The following is a 16,138-nucleotide window of genomic DNA, read 5'->3' as shown; positions in this document are numbered from 1 at the left end:
CTTTTTAGGGGCGGGCTAGAAGCCCACCCCACAAGAAAATTCACTCTTTGTGGAACAGGCATCTTGCCTGTTCTTCAGGATTGTTTTAGGGGCGCAATCTTTTTAGGGGCGGGCTAGAAGCCCACCCCACAAGAAAATTCACTCTTTGTGGAACAGGCATCTTGCCTGTTCTTCAAGATAGTACAAGATGTAAAGAGACACCCATTACCAATTACCATTAACAATTACCAATTACCACTTAACAATTACCTAAATGTTTAACAAAGTTTTGATTGCAAATCGCGGTGAAATTGCCTGCCGAATTATCCGCACACTCGATCGCCTCGGAATTGCTTCGGTAGCAGTATATTCTGAAGCCGACGCCCGCGCTAAGCACGTTTTCGCCGCCAGCGAAGCCGTTTGTATCGGTGCAGCCGCCGCAGCCGAGAGTTATTTGCGGTTCGATCGCATTCTCGAAGTTGCGCGCCAAACTAAAGCTCAAGCTATCCATCCGGGTTACGGCTTTTTGAGCGAAAATGCTGAATTTGCCGAAGCTTGTGCAAGCGAAAATATTGCATTTATCGGCCCGACTCCGAGTCAGTTGCGCTGCTTTGGATTGAAGCACACCGCGCGGGAAATAGCCGCTGCAAATCAAGTGCCGCTAACTCCCGGAAGCGAACTTTTAGCAAGTTTAGAGGATGCGGAAAAAGCGGCTGGGGCGATCGGCTATCCGGTGATGCTCAAAAGTACCGCAGGCGGCGGCGGCATTGGTTTGCAGGCTTGTTTTGGCGATCGAGATTTGGCAGAAGCATTTGAAAAAGTACAGCGTTTGAGTCAAAGCAATTTTAAACAAAGTGGCGTTTTTTTAGAGAAATACATTCAAACAGCCAGACACATTGAAGTCCAAATTTTTGGAGATGGCAAAGGCAATGTCATAGCCTTGGGCGAGCGAGATTGTTCGGTGCAGCGGCGCAATCAAAAAGTAATTGAAGAAACCCCCGCCCCTGGTATTAGCGACGAACAGCGAAATCAATTGTACAGTGCAGCCGTGCGGTTGGGAAAAGCCGTAAATTACCAGTCAGCCGGTACTGTTGAATTTGTGTTTGATGTCGATGCGAAACAGTTTTATTTTTTGGAAGTCAACACGCGCTTGCAAGTTGAACACGGCGTTACTGAAGCTGTCAACAATATCGACCTCGTTGAGTGGATGGTAAAACAGGCTTCTGGAGATTTGTTCCCCCTGGAAGAGTACCGCTATCAACCGCAGGGACACTCAATTGAGGTGCGAATTTATGCCGAAGATGCCGGCAAGAATTTTCAGCCGAGTTCCGGGTTGCTGAATCAAGTTGCGTTTCCCGAAAACGTCCGCTGCGACAGTTGGATAGAAACCGGCACGGAGGTTACTCCTTTTTACGATCCGCTGCTAGCCAAAGTAATCGTTTGCGGGGATAATCGAACCCAGGCGATCGCTCAACTCAAAGCTGCTTTAGATGCCAGTGAAATAGCGGGAATAGAAACTAATTTAGATTACCTCCGCCAGATTTTGGACGATTCCCGATTCAACCGAGGCGAACTGAGCACGCGCTTTTTAAACTCTTTTGAATACGCACCTTTAACGATCGATGTATTGGATGGGGGAACCTACAGCAGCATTCAAGATTATCCGGGGCGGATTGGCTATTGGGATGTTGGCGTGCCGCCTTCTGGGCCGATGGATCATCTGGCATTTCGATCGGCAAATCGTTTAGTAGGAAATCCCGAATCGACAGCAGGATTGGAATTCACAGCTACAGGCCCAACTCTGCGCTTTAATGCCGATACAGTTATTAGTTTAACTGGTGCAACTATGAAGGGAACGCTAAACGGCGAATCGGTGCCGTTTTGGACGGCAATTCCCGTTAAAGCGGGCAGCATTCTCAAGCTAAAAGCCATTCAAGGCGGTGGCTACCGCACTTATTTAGCAGTCAAACACGGCTTTAATGTCCCCGATTATTTGGGCAGCAAATCAACTTTTGTACTGGGCAAATTTGGCGGACACGCGGGCCGCACGCTGCGTCCGGGAGATGTGCTTAAACTGCATCAAACTGCAACTCTGGAAGCGGAATTATCTTTGCCTCCGGAACTAATTCCCACCTACAGCAATAATTGGGAAATCGGCGTTTTGTACGGCCCTCACGGCGCGCCGGATTTCTTTACTGAGTCAGACATGGAAATGTTTTTCTCTACAGAATGGCAGGTGCATTACAACTCGACGCGGACGGGCATTCGGCTGATCGGCCCGAAGCCCACTTGGGCGCGTCAAGACGGAGGAGAAGCGGGTTTGCACCCGTCTAACATTCACGATAATGCTTATGCGATCGGCACGATCGATTTTACGGGCGATATGCCTGTAATTCTCGGTCTTGACGGCCCGAGTTTGGGAGGTTTTGTGTGTCCTGCTACTATTGTGCAGTCGGAATTGTGGAAAATCGGGCAACTGAAACCGGGGGACAGCATTCGCTTTCACTGTTTGAGTTTTGCTGAAGCTTTGCAGCGGGAATTAGCACAAAATAGGCAAATTGCTACTTTTTGCTTGCCTGTTTTTGGGGAAAATGCGGAGGAATTGCCCGCAGTTTCCGCTTCTCCAATTTTGCACGAAATTCCAGAATCTCCGGGACAGGTTGCTGTTACTTACCGTCAAGCTGGGGATAAATATATTCTAGTTGAATACGGCCCATTGGTGCTGGATTTAAATTTGCGTTTTCGGGCGCACGCATTGATGGAACAGTTGAAAGCAAATCCGTTGCCGGGTGTTATCGAATTAGTGCCGGGAATGCGATCGCTCCAAATTCACTTTGACAGCCGCCAGATTTCGCAACAGCAGCTAATGCAGGCGCTGATTGCGGCGGAGGCGGAACTTCCGGCGATCGAGGATTTGGAAGTGCCGGCGCGAATTGTGCACTTGCCTTTATCTTGGGAAGATGAATCGACGCTGTTGGCCATTGAAAAATATATGCAGTCTGTGCGATCGGATGCACCTTGGTGTCCCAGCAATATTGAGTTTATTCGCCGCATAAACGGGCTTGACAGCATCGAACAAGTCAGAGAAATTGTATTTAATGCTAGTTATTTAGTGATGGGTTTGGGAGACGTTTATTTAGGCGCGCCCGTCGCAACTCCCCTCGATCCGCGTCACCGTTTGGTTACTACTAAATACAATCCCGCCCGCACTTGGACTCCTGAAAATGCAGTTGGCATTGGCGGCGCGTATTTGTGCGTTTACGGGATGGAAGGGCCGGGAGGTTATCAATTTGTCGGCCGCACGGTGCAAATGTGGAATCGGTTCAAACAAACGGCGGATTTCCAGTCTGGTAAACCTTGGCTTTTGCGCTTTTTTGACCAAATCCGATTTTATCCGGTTTCTCATGAGGAATTGCACCGCTGTCGGGAAGAATTTATTGAAGGGAAGTTTAAATTAAAGGTTGAGGAAATCACTTTTAATTTGAGAGAATACAATGAGTTTTTGCATTCTATTGCGGGCAGTGCGGCTGAATTTAAAGCGCAGCAGCAGGCCGCATTTAATGCAGAGCGCGATCGCTGGGCCGCATCCGGGGAATTTGACGCTGAATCTGCCGCAGAATCCTCGGCGGATGTGGGTTCTGAAACGGCTGCGGAGGTTACTTTGCCGATCGGTTGTGAGGCTGTTGTCGCTCACGTTTCGGCCAATGTTTGGCAGGTGCTGGTTAATGTGGGAGATGCGGTTGCAGAGGGCGATCGCCTGTTAATTTTGGAAGCGATGAAAATGGAAATTGCTATTACTGCTGATGTTGCGGGCACTGTTGCCCAGTTGTTTTGTGAAAAGGGGCAAACGGTGACAGCCGGACAAATTTTAGCGGCTGTTCAACCGAATTAATCCCTCTGTTGTCAGTTCGGGCACAGTAGAAGCCGTTGCATAATTGCGGGATGATTTTGATTGTTTTGTGGGATGAGTTCCTGATCTCGTCCGATGTATTTTCACCGCAGGCGGGACACCCCACAAGAATCATCCTCAAATTGTGCAACGCCCGCTCATTTAATGAAGGTTTAGCAGCAGTAAGGGCTTCAAAAGGGTGGGGATACATCAATCAAGCAGGCCAGTGTGCGATCGCCCCCCACTTTTCGGCGGCCGACAGTTTTTCGGAAGGCTTAGCCGCTGTCAAGCCCGATGGCAAATCTGGCTTTATCCATCAAGCTGGAAAGCTGGTCATTTAGGAGGTTAGGACTTTGTTTAGGCTTTAAATTTGTTTAAGTCTCGTTAACTTAACTCCAGCCGCCCAGAATTGAGCGGCAAACCATCCTGAAATACCAGCAATTCTCCCGGCTGGATTTGCGTCCAAACTTCGTTATCTGTCAGCGGAAAAGTAGCAATAACAGCCACGCGATCGTCCTCGTTGGTCAATTCCCGAAAATCGACAGTTACATCTTCGTCGATCGAGTGAGCGCTAGCAAAAGGTGCTTGTCGCACAATATAATGCAGATTAGTAGAACAGTGGGTGAACAAGTGTTCTCCATCAGAAAGTAAATAGTTAAAAATTCCGTGTTCTGCCAGACTTTTAGTGATTTCCTCCAGTACGGGGTAAATTTCCCCTAAAGGAGGCTTACTTTGAGGAAAAGTAGAGCGCAGCTTTTCTAATATCAAACAGAATGCTTTTTCGCTGTCAGTTTTGCCAACCGGTTTGTAAACTCCGGCACATTCTGGATAAAAATTTTCGAGATTTCCGTTGTGAGCAAATACCCAATAACGTCCCCAAAGTTCCCGAATAAAAGGGTGGCAGTTTTCCAGAGCAATTTTGCCTTGCGTAGCTTTGCGGATGTGAGCAATGACGTTAGTTGAATGAATGGGATAGCGACGTACTACTTCTGCAACCGGAGAAGCAATCGCAGGTTTAGAGTCTATAAAAAGGCGACATCCCAAACCTTCAAAGAAAGCAATTCCCCAACCGTCTTGATGAACGTCCGTTTTGCCCCCCCTTGCAGAAAAACCCTCAAAAGAAAAGCAAATATCTGTCGGAACATTGCAGTTCATTCCCAGTAATTGGCACATAGCTTTTAAGTCTCTGGAGTGTGGATCGATCGCGCAGCTATTGGCAGCTACAGATTTGCGGTGATAATATTATAGTATTAACGGGTTAAATACACATAATATTTGGCTTAATCAACCTTAATGATACTGAAGTTAAAAACTTGGCGATCGGTAAAAAAATCGCTCGTGTTTCCCTGCGAACGATGTTAACCGATAAATCGCTGTACACTTTTTCCCGTGTAGACAGCGAGTATAAAATGTTAGCCGATATCCGGGAAGGAATTGATAGGACTTTGATGGTTTGGCAGCACCGTTTGAAGGCCTATAACAATTAGCCGGCCATTCACCTCATCAAAAATTATGGAAAGATTAGTTTGCTTAAATGCTCTGGGAACTGAATCTGGTGTTTATGAATGGTGCTGGACAAGACGATATATACTGTATAAAAAGCTAAGCAATGGTGTATTTGGGTCTCGATTATATCCGCCCCCACATCATTAATATTACTACTTAACTATCCGAGCGAGAGCGAGATTTTTTGATTAAAATTAAAGACAAGGGCACAGGAATGTCTGAGGAAATAATATCGCAGATTTTTGATTTTTCCTTCATTACAAAATCTGTTATAAAAAACGGGAACCGGATAGTCAATCAGGCGTCACATAGGGGAAGAAACCGAGGGCGGCAGTTTGACTTGTTCCTGGGTTTTGGGAGAAGGAATGGAATTTACGATCGCCCTTCATCTCAAATAGTACGCGCGTGCGTAGCTATCCCGTCGGGAATCGCGCTTTTTCTCACTTTTTTGGTCTTAAACTCACAAAGTATAAATAATATGAAAAATCATAAGTGCGATCGACAAATTTGGAAAATCCTTAGCAGCTTAATACTAGGATTCGGATTGCAGGCATTATTCAGCATTCCAGCCTTAGCAGAAACGACAGATCCTGAAACAACAGCAAATAGTGAAAATTCAGAACCTCCAGTTAATGAATGGTATCAATTACCCGTACCGACAAATAATCTAGCGGATAATTTTGATCGTAATCTCGATCGACAATCCCTCGAAGCTTCTCACAATGTAGATGTAATTTCACCGATAAACCCCACATCGGAGCCGCCTGTACCTATCGCGAGTGAGAGAGAAACTCACATATCCGAAGCCAGCGAAACCCAGCCGGCAGAAATACCTCCGTTAGTTGAAGAAAATAAATTAGAAAATCCCCCATTAGTTTACCCTGCTGAAAACTCAATAGAACAAGTTACATCAGTTTCCCAACTCAGCGACGTACAGCCCACAGACTGGGCATTTCAAGCCCTGCAATCCTTAGTAGAAAAATACGGCTGCATAGCTGGATACCCCGACGGAACCTATCGTGGAAACCGCGCTATAACCCGCTATGAATTTGCAGCCGGAGTCAATGCTTGTTTAGATAAAATCCGCGAGTCCATCGCCAAATCAACTGAAAGTCTAGCTAAGCGAGACGACTTAATAAAACTGCAAAAATTGCAAGAAGAATTTGCCGCAGAAATTGCCACAATGCGAGGCAGAGTGGATGTGCTAGAAGCGCGAACTAGCGAACTAGAAGCCAATCAATTTTCGACCACAACTAAGCTGTCGGGATTTACAATTTTTGGGATACAAGGGCGCACTGCCAACCGTGCTGATCGGACTCCCAGAGACGGCAAAAGAGATACCAGAGACCCCGGTACAAATGTCAACACCATTAACCTAAATCAATTCTACTTAACCACTCAATTTAGTCCTCGCAGTAACTTATTAATCGGTTTTTACAACCAGAACGGAGGCACTTCACCACAATTAACCGAAGACGTAAACCTTGCTTATAATTTAGCCGAAACTTCTGGATTCACTCTCAGCGACCTCAACTACCGCTTTCTGGTCGGGGACAAATTGGCAGTGTTTGCAGGAACAGCAGGAGTTAACATGATTACCGCTTTTCGAGGGCCGAATCGGGCAGAAAGTGCAGCTTCCGGCCCCCTTTCTGCCTTCGCCCAAAGAAACCCAATTTTGAACACTGGTTTGGGTTTAGGCGGCATCGGCCTTGACTGGCAATTTGCGAAGCGAGCCAGTTTGCAAGCAGTTTATTCTACTAACATTCCCGGATTTTTTGTCAGTTCTAACGGGTCTCAAGGACACAATACATTGGGTGTACAACTAACTCTGACACCAGCCGATCCCGTTGATTTTACTATCTATTACGTTAACGATTATTCGCCGAACGGTAATCTGATTAGTTTGGCAGGGGATAGCCAATTAACTGCTATTAATCCTAACACAAATAAGTCCGCATCTCTGGAAACAAATGCAGTTGGAGCAAGTTTAAATTGGCGCATTTCATCGCGAGTTTCTATGGGAGGTTGGGCTGGTTATACAAATTCTCGCATTCCTGGTAAATCTGGTACGGTAGCCACTACAAATTATATGGTTTTTGTAAATTTTCCCGATTTGTTTAAAGCCGGAAATTTAGGAGGAATTTATATCGGGCAACCGCCTAAAATTGTCAGCAGCAATTTACCTACAGGCAATAACGTTCCTGATTTTTTAGATACGGGTTTAGGGCGATCGGGCGGGCAACCCGGAACGACTACTCATGTAGAGGTATTCTACCGCTGGCAGGTGAATGATAATATCAGCGTCACCCCTGGATTAATCTTGATTTTTCAACCCGGTCATACTCCCGATAGCGACCCGATCTCAGTTGGTGTATTGAGAACTTCATTCTCCTTTTAAGAGTTTAATCCTGTGGGGCCGGGTTTAGTAAATCGCGAATTGCAAACAATTTTGGTGAACTCGGCCCGGAGGAACGGCCCACAAGAAAATTTTATTTTGTGGAACAGGCACCCTGCCTGTTAAGCGAGAAAGGTGTTCTTCGGTCTGCAGACAGTGATTAAAACCCCAGCGGGATTTCCTAAGATTTTTTCTCAGTAAAAACCCGCTATCTTTACTGCAACTTTACAATTAGTAGTAATTTCCCCGTTTTTATCTTTTTTTCCTACATACAAATACTTAATTAGTAAGTTTAAAAAAATACGCATAAATACGCTTGAAACATAAGTTTTCCTAACTTAATCTATTATTAGGAGCATTACTAATAGTTCTTTAAGTTTAGGTTTAGATAAATATGATTAAATCAACGGGCTGTCTTGGGTTTCTGAGCTTTGCTGTAATTTCTGCTATGACTGCCTATCCGTGCCAGGCACAAACCACTGTCAAATCGCCGACAAATGTAAATGCAACACAGGAGATTACAATTACCGAGTCACCAAATGTTGTTAACACTTCTGCCAGCAATATAGGGAAAAATTCTAACATTTCTAAATCTTTTACCGTCTCAGAATTGAATAGCACACCTCCTAACTCTCGTCCTCCTATAACAACTCCTCCAAATCAATCTGCACGCACAAATCCATTAGGATGTCGATTTTTTGATACTCCTTCAATGCAGCAATAAATGTTCCTGCATCTCTGGATAAATAGAATATCATGGCTGAATTGAGGGCGATCCTTTTTTAGGATAGCCCTCTATTTGTGCGATCGTACTTCCGAAGAACATTATATGCAGTAAAAATGATTGATGAAATTAACTCTAGTTTAAATATTATCGGGGAAAATCAGAAAGTTGTTTGATATCCCTCAAAACAATTTGAGGCTGCCCTTTGTACTGTTCTACCTTCCCGCTGACATACACATATCCCCGTCCCACACCCGCATAACGCTTCTCGATTAGCCGCTTCAAGGGAGCCATTTCATCAGTTTCAGCATCTGGTATCCACAAATCTAATTTATGATACACCGAACCAGCATAAATTAGAGCGCTGCCACCGATCCATTTAGTAATTCCCGCCTGCAAATCGCAGAAAATAGTTATAGATTTAGCTTTCTCAGAAGCAGCTAATATTTTCGGGTAGTGCAACCTCAAAGAAAGCGCTCCTGCCGTTGCTTCCGACAACCGAAACTCTTCAACAATCGAGGCTCGCATCGACCACCAAGGCAGTAAATTAGCATAGTTGCGAGAGGGAATTTTGGCATTGATAATCGGATTCCAAATCATCAGATTGTAAGCTTTTGCCGCCGATTCTGCCTCAGTCATTTGGCGGTGATATAATCGGGAGCGGCCGTATTTTACAAAGTAGGGACTCCAGCCTTCTGCAATCAGTTTCAGATTGTAATTTTCTCCGTCTTTATGCACATAACAAAGGAGGCGGCCGTAGTTATCGCGGTGTTTTTCCACCGCAATTTCTATCGGGTCATCTGTATCAAATTCTATGTCAATTTGAGCAAGTCCGCCATCTGCTGTGGCGAAGTATTTTTTAGCCATTTCCGAAGCTGCTTTCCCCGCCGCAGTTACAGGTTTGGAACCTCCCGAATGACTTTCTTCTGTATCGACGCAAATCAGGCGCAGAGATTCGGTTTTGCCGTTGAGAGAAATTTTGATGCTGTCGCCGTCAACTACTTTAGTTATTTGCAAGTTCGGAATTCTGGTTGCCATATTTTCAACCCTGTTGCACTTGAGATTTCATGCAGATATCGGTTGAATCATACACGAGTTCGTTATCAAGAGCAACTGTAATTTTTGTTGTTTGTATTAATATTTGTCAACTGTGGCGTATTTTATCAACTCGGGGAAAAAATCTCGAAAATCTGATTCTAATCGCTGATAGTTAGCGGTCAAATCTTCTATGCCGCTTGCCAAGTTGTTTGTCCGTTTGAGTCGCGCCGACATTCTTGTAAGAGTGATGCCGATTTCGGCAATTTCCTGATAAGATGAAAGCAAGTCGCGGGCAATTATTGTTGGCAGCACCCGCTGGAGAGACTCAGGTAATATATCGCGGTTGTCTTGCAGGATTTTATAGACATCCTGAGAAAAATCGCGGAGCGGAATTTCTGAATATTCCAGCCAATTTTTAGCCAAGAAGTGGTCGTAAAACACGTCAATCAAAACTCCAGCAAACCTGCGTCTATCGCCGCAAACAAGGCTTTTACTCGATCGCACTATGGGGTGAGTGTCCGTGTAGCTATCTACTTTGCGGTGCAAATCGATGCCCTTTCTAATTTCCTCGGGATATAGGTTGACTGCCGAACCTTTGACAAAATCTCCTAAGAGATTGCCAATCAGGGATTCTGGCGTGCCTTTTGATAAGAATAGATGAGCCAAATAATTCATCGATTATCAATTAATTTTTGTGGAGCGATCGAGTTTCACCTTCCAAGCTCCTAATATATTCGCGAATCACATCGGTCTTTGTTCGACCGCTGTTCGCGCAATAAGCTTCCAGCCGAAGCATTTCGATTTCAGGCAGTCGAATGGTTAGAACTTTAACATTGTTACTCATACTGCAATTATACTGAAAAATGCAGTACAATTATAGCAGATAAATGCGCCTTGGCAGAATGTTGCCGCACCATGCCAAGACGACTTCCCCGAAGTTGAACGTCCAACAAAGGAGCAATTTAATTATGATTCAAGATCCAGAAAAAGAACCAGAACGCTGAGACGAGCCGATTTTAGCGGATAACCCCAAGCAAGCGAAACAGGAGTGCCAAAAACGAGCCGATCGCTACCGAGTTGAATTAGAATCTGTAACTCAACCCGGAAAAGTCGAAAATCGCCCTCAAGTGTACCGTTGCAACTACAAGGAGAAAGAGTGTGCGATTCGTTGGAACGTGAATCACGGTAAAAGCCCGTACATAACGTTTCCAGCCACAAGGCTGAACTCTCGGTATGATAAGGGTGCAAGTCCCTTCTGTCAGACTCAGGCATGACTCCCTATCTGCCCACACCGACCAAGCTCGATTCTTGGAGAGTGAAGCTGGGAACAGGGCGCAACCAGACACCCAACGTGGGGTGACACTGGCGCTAATGGGGAGTTCCAATGGTGAAACAGAGCCTAGAAAAGTAACTTACTCCTAAGCGGGTCACAGACCAAAAATCCCGACTTCACTGGAGCTTATTCCCGCCGAATTGTACATTTAATATCGGCAAGAGTCCTGGGAATCCAGTAGTTAAATTGGCTCCACCTAAAGGAACAATCAATCTAACCGAGGGAACGAAGAAAAACGGACTAAGGGTCAAGGGGAAGTCGAACCCTTTCGTAGGCTAGACGAGCAGCGGAATCCCCTTAGTTCGGGTAGGACAGACCGTAATTGGTCTGAGGTGTTCAGAAAACATAAGTTAGAGCAGCGCATGATTAGACACAGCAGCAATGTTAGTGAATCTTGGAAGACGTTACCTTGGAAGAAATTCCGAAGGGACTTATTTCGCCTACAAAAACGAGTGTTTAAAGCGATTCAGGTTGGAGACAAGCCGAAAGCGAAGTCCCTCCAAAAGCTAATTCTGAAATCTCGGGCTGCAAGAATGTTGGCGATACGTCAAGTAACGCAACTGAATGCTGGCAAAAAGACTGCGGGAATCGACGGAAAAGCCTCACTCACATTTGAGGAAAGGTTCGCACTGAGTGAAGAACTCAGAGCCAAAAGCAACAACTGGAAACATCAGAAGTTGCGCTCAATACCAATCCCTAAAAAGGATGGGAGTACCCGCCTCCTTAAGATACCGACTATCGCCGATAGAGCGTGGCAATGCCTCGCAAAATACGCGCTAGAGCCAGCACACGAAGCAACCTTCCACGCCCGGAGTTATGGGTTTAGAACAGGAAGGTCGGCGCATGACGCGCAGAAAACTCTGTTCGACAACCTACGCTCTAAGAGCAACGGAATAGAGAAACGGGTTATCGAGCTCGATATCGAAAAATGCTTTGACAAGATAAGCACGCGCGAGCATAATGGAACGACTCATCGCCCCAAGGGGCATCAAGACCGGAATATTCCGCTGTCTAAAATCAGGAGTCAATCCAGAATTTCCAGAACAAGGAACCCCGCAAGGGGGCGTGGTAAGTCCATTACTAGCCAATATCGCTCTCAATGGGATCGAAGGAATACATCAATCAGTCCGTTACGCGGACGACATGGTAATAATTCTGAAGCCCAAAGATGACGCACTGGCAATACTTGATAAAGTCAGCGAATTTCTGGCAGAACGAGGTATGAAGGTTAGTGAAAAGAAAACCAAGCTAACGGCTGCGACAGATGGGTTTGACTTCCTCGGTTGGCATTTCAAAGTGCAAAACAACGGGAAATTTAGATGCGTCCCATCAGCGGACAATTTTAAAGTGTTCCGTCAGAAGGTAAAACACATAGTTAACAAACCGAATTATGGTGCTACAGTCAAAGCTGAGAAATTAGCCCCTGTAGTTAGAGGCTGGAGAAATTACCATCGCTACTGTAAGTTGGAAGGGTCACGGTTATCACTGTGGTTTATCCAAAAAAGAGCCTTCAAGGTATTCAATAAGGAATCGAAACAATCTCGCGACACCAGCAAAAAACTGCTGGATAAAGCATTCCCGACGGTTCCTTACTCCGAAAATAAATTCGTCAAAATCAAAGGGGAAAAATCACCTTACGACGGAGATATAGCCTACTGGAGCGAGCGTAATAGCAAGCTTTACAACGGCGAAACCTCTAGAGCTTTAAAACGGCAAAACCATAAATGTGGGAAATGTGGTCTAAAAATGCTAGGCGATGAAAAGGTACATCTGCATCACGTAGATGGTTGCCACAGTAATTGGAAAATAAACAACCTTCTAGCGGTTCACGAAAGTTGCCACGATTATCTACACATGAGCAAAGGCGCAAGCCAAGAACATCGGGAGCCGGATGCGGGGAAACCAGCACGTCCGGATCTAACTGAGAGGTGCGGAGGATAATACCTCCCATCGACTCAAACAATGGCTGTTCTGGAATGTGTAAAACCAGGTGCTAAATTCGGTCAAATTATTCTGGCCGTCGATCTGACTGTTGCCGGTGCTGTCGATCGCGTTCTGGCAAAAATTCAAGACTTGGGATATGACCCAGAAATTCGTCATGTCAACTATCCGTCTGGAGTTCACGTCTTGGCAATTCTCAAAGACGAACAGCACAAGCAAGCAGTTGATGATGACTACTTGCTGGAGGATTGGCTACAGGTAAGGTCTGAAATTAACGCCGATGCCGTTCATCTGTGGCGCGGCAAATAAGCAAATTAACAATTAAACCGCAGATGAATGCAGATGTAATCTTATCTGCGTTCATCTGTGTTTATCTGCCTACATCTGCGGTTGCAAAATACCCCTACGAACCTCCCCGCAACTTATCCAAAACCGTCCGGTCTTCCAAAGTGGAAGTATCCCCAGAAACCTCTTCTCCCGCAGCTAAAGAACGCAGCAACCGGCGCATGATTTTGCCGCTTCGCGTTTTCGGCAAAGCATCGGTAAATCGAATTTCGCCGGGACGGGCGATCGCCCCAATTTCCTTAACAACGTGCTGCTTCAACTCCTTAGCCAATTCATCGCTAGGTTGCTGCGAGTTGTCCAGCGTCACGAAAGCCACAATTTCCTCACCTTTAATCTCATCCGGTTTGCCAACAACCGCAGCTTCCGCCACCGCTGGATGCGATACCAAAGCTGACTCGACTTCCATTGTGCCGAGTCGGTGTCCGGCCACATTTATTACATCGTCAACGCGGCCCATTACCCAGAAATAACCGTCTTTGTCCTGGTGCGCGCCGTCTCCAGCAAAGTACACGAATTCGCCATCTTTCGGGTGCAAATATTCCCAATAAGTGCGGCGGAAGCGATCGGGATCGTTGTAAAGTGTACGCATCATTCCCGGCCAAGGATGCTTCACCACTAAATAACCGCCGCTTTCGTTAGTGACTGGTTCGCCATCTTGGTCAACAACATCGGCTACAATTCCGGGGAACGGTAGGGTTGCAGAACCGGGTTTTGTAGGAATTGCACCGGGCAAAGCGGTAATCATAATTCCCCCGGTTTCTGTTTGCCACCAAGTATCGACGATCGGACAATTCGAGTTGCCAATTACGCGCTGATACCACATCCAAGCTTCGGGATTTATCGGTTCGCCGACGGTTCCTAACAATCGCAAAGAGGACAAATTTCTGGCATTTGGCAATTGTTCACCCATTTTCATAAAGGTGCGAATTGCGGTGGGTGCAGTGTAGAAAACTGTGACGCCGTATCTTTCAATTACATCCCAAAAACAGCCGGGATTAGAAGGGCGAGGAGCACCTTCATACATTAAAGTTGTCGCACCGTTGGACAGTGGCCCGTAGACTATGTAACTGTGTCCGGTAATCCAGCCTACATCAGCAGTACACCAGTAGACATCGGTATCTTGAAGGTCGAATATCCACTTGGTTGTCATGTGGGTATAAAGGTTATAACCACCGGTTGTATGGACGACTCCTTTGGGTTTTCCGGTACTTCCAGAAGTGTAAAGAATGAACAGCAAATCTTCGCTATCCATCGGTTCGGCCGGACAGTCAGCGGATGCACCTTTTTGCAATTCATGCCACCAGCGATCACGCCCTGGTTCCATGTCAATTTGCTGTTTGGTGCGCTGAACTACCAGAACGTTGGTAACGCTGGGTACGGCATCATTTGCTAATGCTTTGTCTACTTGTGTTTTGAGGCCGACTGCTGCATCTTTGCGGAAGCCTCCGTCAGCGGTGATGACGAGTTTTGCTTGGCCGTCGTTGAGGCGATCGCGCAAAGCTTCTGCACTAAAACCGCCAAAAACAACGCTGTGTACTGCACCGATTCTGGCGCAGGCTAGCATGGCGATCGCAGCTTCGGGAATCATGGGCATATAAATGCCGACGCGATCGCCTTTTTGGACTCCCAATTGTTTGATGACGTTCGCCATTTGGCAGACTTCGCGGTGGAGTTGCGCGTAGGTGAGGGTGCGGGAGTCTCCGGGTTCGCCTTCCCAAATCAGGGCGGCTTTATTTTTGCGCCAAGTGGTTAAGTGGCGATCGAGACAATTGTAAGAAATGTTTATTTTGCCGTTGACAAACCATTTAGCAAAAGGCGGCTGCCAGTCGAGCACGGTATCCCAGTTTTGGAACCAGTGCAATTCTTGGGCCGCGAGTTCTGCCCAGAATGCTTGGGGGTCAGCTTTGGCTTTATCGTAGAGGGCTTGGTACTCTTCTAGGCTTTTGATGTGAGCTTTTTGGGAGAATTCAGCGGGCGGCTGAAATAGGCGTTTTTCCTGAAGAATTGATTCGATCGTATCTTGTGACATTGCTTTTAACTTTAATTTCGGTTAGTCTTTGTAACTATTGTTTGCATAAGTTGGGGCCGAAGTATGTTTATTTTCCTTAAGACTTTGGGAAATTTTGTAATAGGTTGAGAGGTTGTTCTTTTTTTGCTCGTCGATGAATGCCGATTAACGCAGATGAAGAGGATTTTTTAGCCTATTTTTAATGGTTGATTATTGTTAGTAATTAGTCTAATACATTTTTTTAATTTGTACTTTTTTGTAAATTATATCAGCTATAATTAGGTAGTTAGTGAATTTTAATTGAATGAAAGCCATGACCCAAAATTTAGAAGCAAGCCAACTCTCGCTAAATGACGTTCGCCGCCTTCTCAAACTGGAAGAGGGAGAAGGAGACGCCTTCACCGATTTTTTCTCTTTGGAACCGCTGTCAGAATTAGAACAGCAGGAAATATTAAAAATTAGAACTGACTTTCGACGCTACTTATCCGCAGGAAAAGTTTCAGAAGAACTGGTTAAATTTTTAGTGCTTTCACCGTTAATGAGATTAGCAGGATTTTTTGATATTCCGATCGTGCTGACAATGGAAGATAGCATCCCGATCGAGGTTGAGGATGGGGATACTTTAATTAAAGGGCGCTTGGATATTTTAGCGGTAAATCAGCCGGATGCAGAGCTCGCGGCTGCACAGTTTTGGATTTTGGTAGTGGAGGCGAAAAATAGTGCGATCGATCCTTGGGCCGGTTTGCCGCAATTGCTGACTTATGCTTATAAAAGTTTGCAGCAGCAATCGTCTGTTTGGGGATTGACGACGAATGGACGTAACTATCAGTTTGTGTATCTGACGCGGGGCAATCCTTGCACTTATCAGATTTTACCAGACTTGAGTTTGACTGACCCAGAGCGATCGCTCTTGTTGGCGCAAGTCTTGAAAGCTATTTGCAAATTGCAGAATGTGCAGTTGCAGTTGGCTTAATATAGAC

General features: G+C 45.7%; 12 protein-coding genes and 1 pseudogene. 8 read left to right on the top strand and 5 right to left on the bottom strand.

Annotation, left to right across the window (positions count from 1 at the left end; all coding sequences use genetic code 11):
* Positions 1-253 precede the first annotated feature (253 nt).
* On the top strand, positions 254-3,871 hold the full coding sequence (gene uca, locus QUA70_RS04340) for an urea carboxylase (RefSeq protein WP_333345215.1): 3,618 nt from the start codon (positions 254-256) through the stop codon (positions 3,869-3,871).
* A gap of 50 nt (positions 3,872-3,921) precedes the next feature.
* Positions 3,922-4,209, top strand: coding sequence for a WG repeat-containing protein (locus tag QUA70_RS04335; RefSeq protein WP_333345214.1), 288 nt, complete (start codon positions 3,922-3,924; stop codon positions 4,207-4,209).
* Positions 4,210-4,252: 43 nt separating this feature from the next.
* Here QUA70_RS04335 and QUA70_RS04330 read toward each other — a convergent pair whose 3' ends face one another.
* Positions 4,253-5,041, bottom strand: coding sequence for a class II glutamine amidotransferase (locus QUA70_RS04330; RefSeq protein ID WP_333345212.1), 789 nt, complete (start codon positions 5,039-5,041; stop codon positions 4,253-4,255).
* An 811-nt stretch (positions 5,042-5,852) separates the two neighbouring features.
* On the opposite strand from QUA70_RS04330, the gene QUA70_RS04325 reads away from it, so the two are divergent.
* Positions 5,853-7,772, top strand: coding sequence for an iron uptake porin (locus tag QUA70_RS04325; protein WP_333345209.1), 1,920 nt, complete (start codon positions 5,853-5,855; stop codon positions 7,770-7,772).
* 391 nt (positions 7,773-8,163) lie between these two features.
* Entirely contained in the window at positions 8,164-8,493 is a 330-nt protein-coding gene (locus QUA70_RS04320) for a hypothetical protein (RefSeq protein ID WP_333410315.1), read from the top strand.
* Positions 8,494-8,640: 147 nt separating this feature from the next.
* Here QUA70_RS04320 and QUA70_RS04315 read toward each other — a convergent pair whose 3' ends face one another.
* From QUA70_RS04315 to QUA70_RS04305, 3 genes are all read right to left on the bottom strand, one after another.
* Entirely contained in the window at positions 8,641-9,531 is an 891-nt protein-coding gene (locus QUA70_RS04315) for a thermonuclease family protein (protein WP_333345207.1), read from the bottom strand.
* A gap of 96 nt (positions 9,532-9,627) precedes the next feature.
* The gene (locus QUA70_RS04310) at positions 9,628-10,206 is read right to left on the bottom strand and encodes an ACP phosphodiesterase (RefSeq protein WP_333332917.1); all 579 of its coding nucleotides are present in this window, start codon (positions 10,204-10,206) and stop codon (positions 9,628-9,630) included.
* A gap of 10 nt (positions 10,207-10,216) precedes the next feature.
* Positions 10,217-10,375 carry a ribbon-helix-helix protein, CopG family gene (locus tag QUA70_RS04305; protein WP_332952379.1) on the bottom strand — a complete coding sequence of 53 codons (159 nt, stop codon included), beginning with the start codon at positions 10,373-10,375 and terminating at the stop codon, positions 10,217-10,219.
* 851 nt (positions 10,376-11,226) lie between these two features.
* Here QUA70_RS04305 and QUA70_RS04300 point away from each other — a divergent pair.
* The 3 genes and pseudogenes from QUA70_RS04300 to QUA70_RS04290 all read left to right on the top strand — a co-directional run.
* Positions 11,227-11,772: pseudogene (locus QUA70_RS04300) on the top strand (reverse transcriptase N-terminal domain-containing protein); the annotation flags it as partial.
* Positions 11,773-11,824: 52 nt separating this feature from the next.
* The gene (locus tag QUA70_RS04295) at positions 11,825-12,805 is read left to right on the top strand and encodes a reverse transcriptase domain-containing protein (protein WP_333345205.1); all 981 of its coding nucleotides are present in this window, start codon (positions 11,825-11,827) and stop codon (positions 12,803-12,805) included.
* 21 nt (positions 12,806-12,826) lie between these two features.
* The gene (locus QUA70_RS04290) at positions 12,827-13,114 is read left to right on the top strand and encodes a hypothetical protein (RefSeq protein WP_333303486.1); all 288 of its coding nucleotides are present in this window, start codon (positions 12,827-12,829) and stop codon (positions 13,112-13,114) included.
* 94 nt (positions 13,115-13,208) lie between these two features.
* On the opposite strand, the gene acs is transcribed toward QUA70_RS04290, so the two are convergent.
* Positions 13,209-15,179, bottom strand: a complete 1,971-nt coding sequence (acs, locus tag QUA70_RS04285; RefSeq protein ID WP_333345203.1) for an acetate--CoA ligase — start codon at positions 15,177-15,179, stop codon at positions 13,209-13,211.
* A 292-nt stretch (positions 15,180-15,471) separates the two neighbouring features.
* Between acs and QUA70_RS04280 the strand changes: the two genes are divergently transcribed.
* Positions 15,472-16,131: a restriction endonuclease subunit R gene (locus tag QUA70_RS04280; RefSeq protein WP_333345237.1), complete on the top strand. Its 660-nt coding sequence runs from the start codon at positions 15,472-15,474 to the stop codon at positions 16,129-16,131.
* The last annotated feature ends 7 nt before the right edge of the window (positions 16,132-16,138 follow it).

The sequence above is a fragment of the Microcoleus sp. LAD1_D5 genome, from assembly GCF_036702115.1.
Taxonomy (GTDB): Bacteria; Cyanobacteriota; Cyanobacteriia; order Cyanobacteriales; family Microcoleaceae; genus Microcoleus.
The sequence above is the reverse complement of the archived record's forward strand: the minus strand, read 5'-3'. Positions and strand labels throughout refer to the sequence as shown.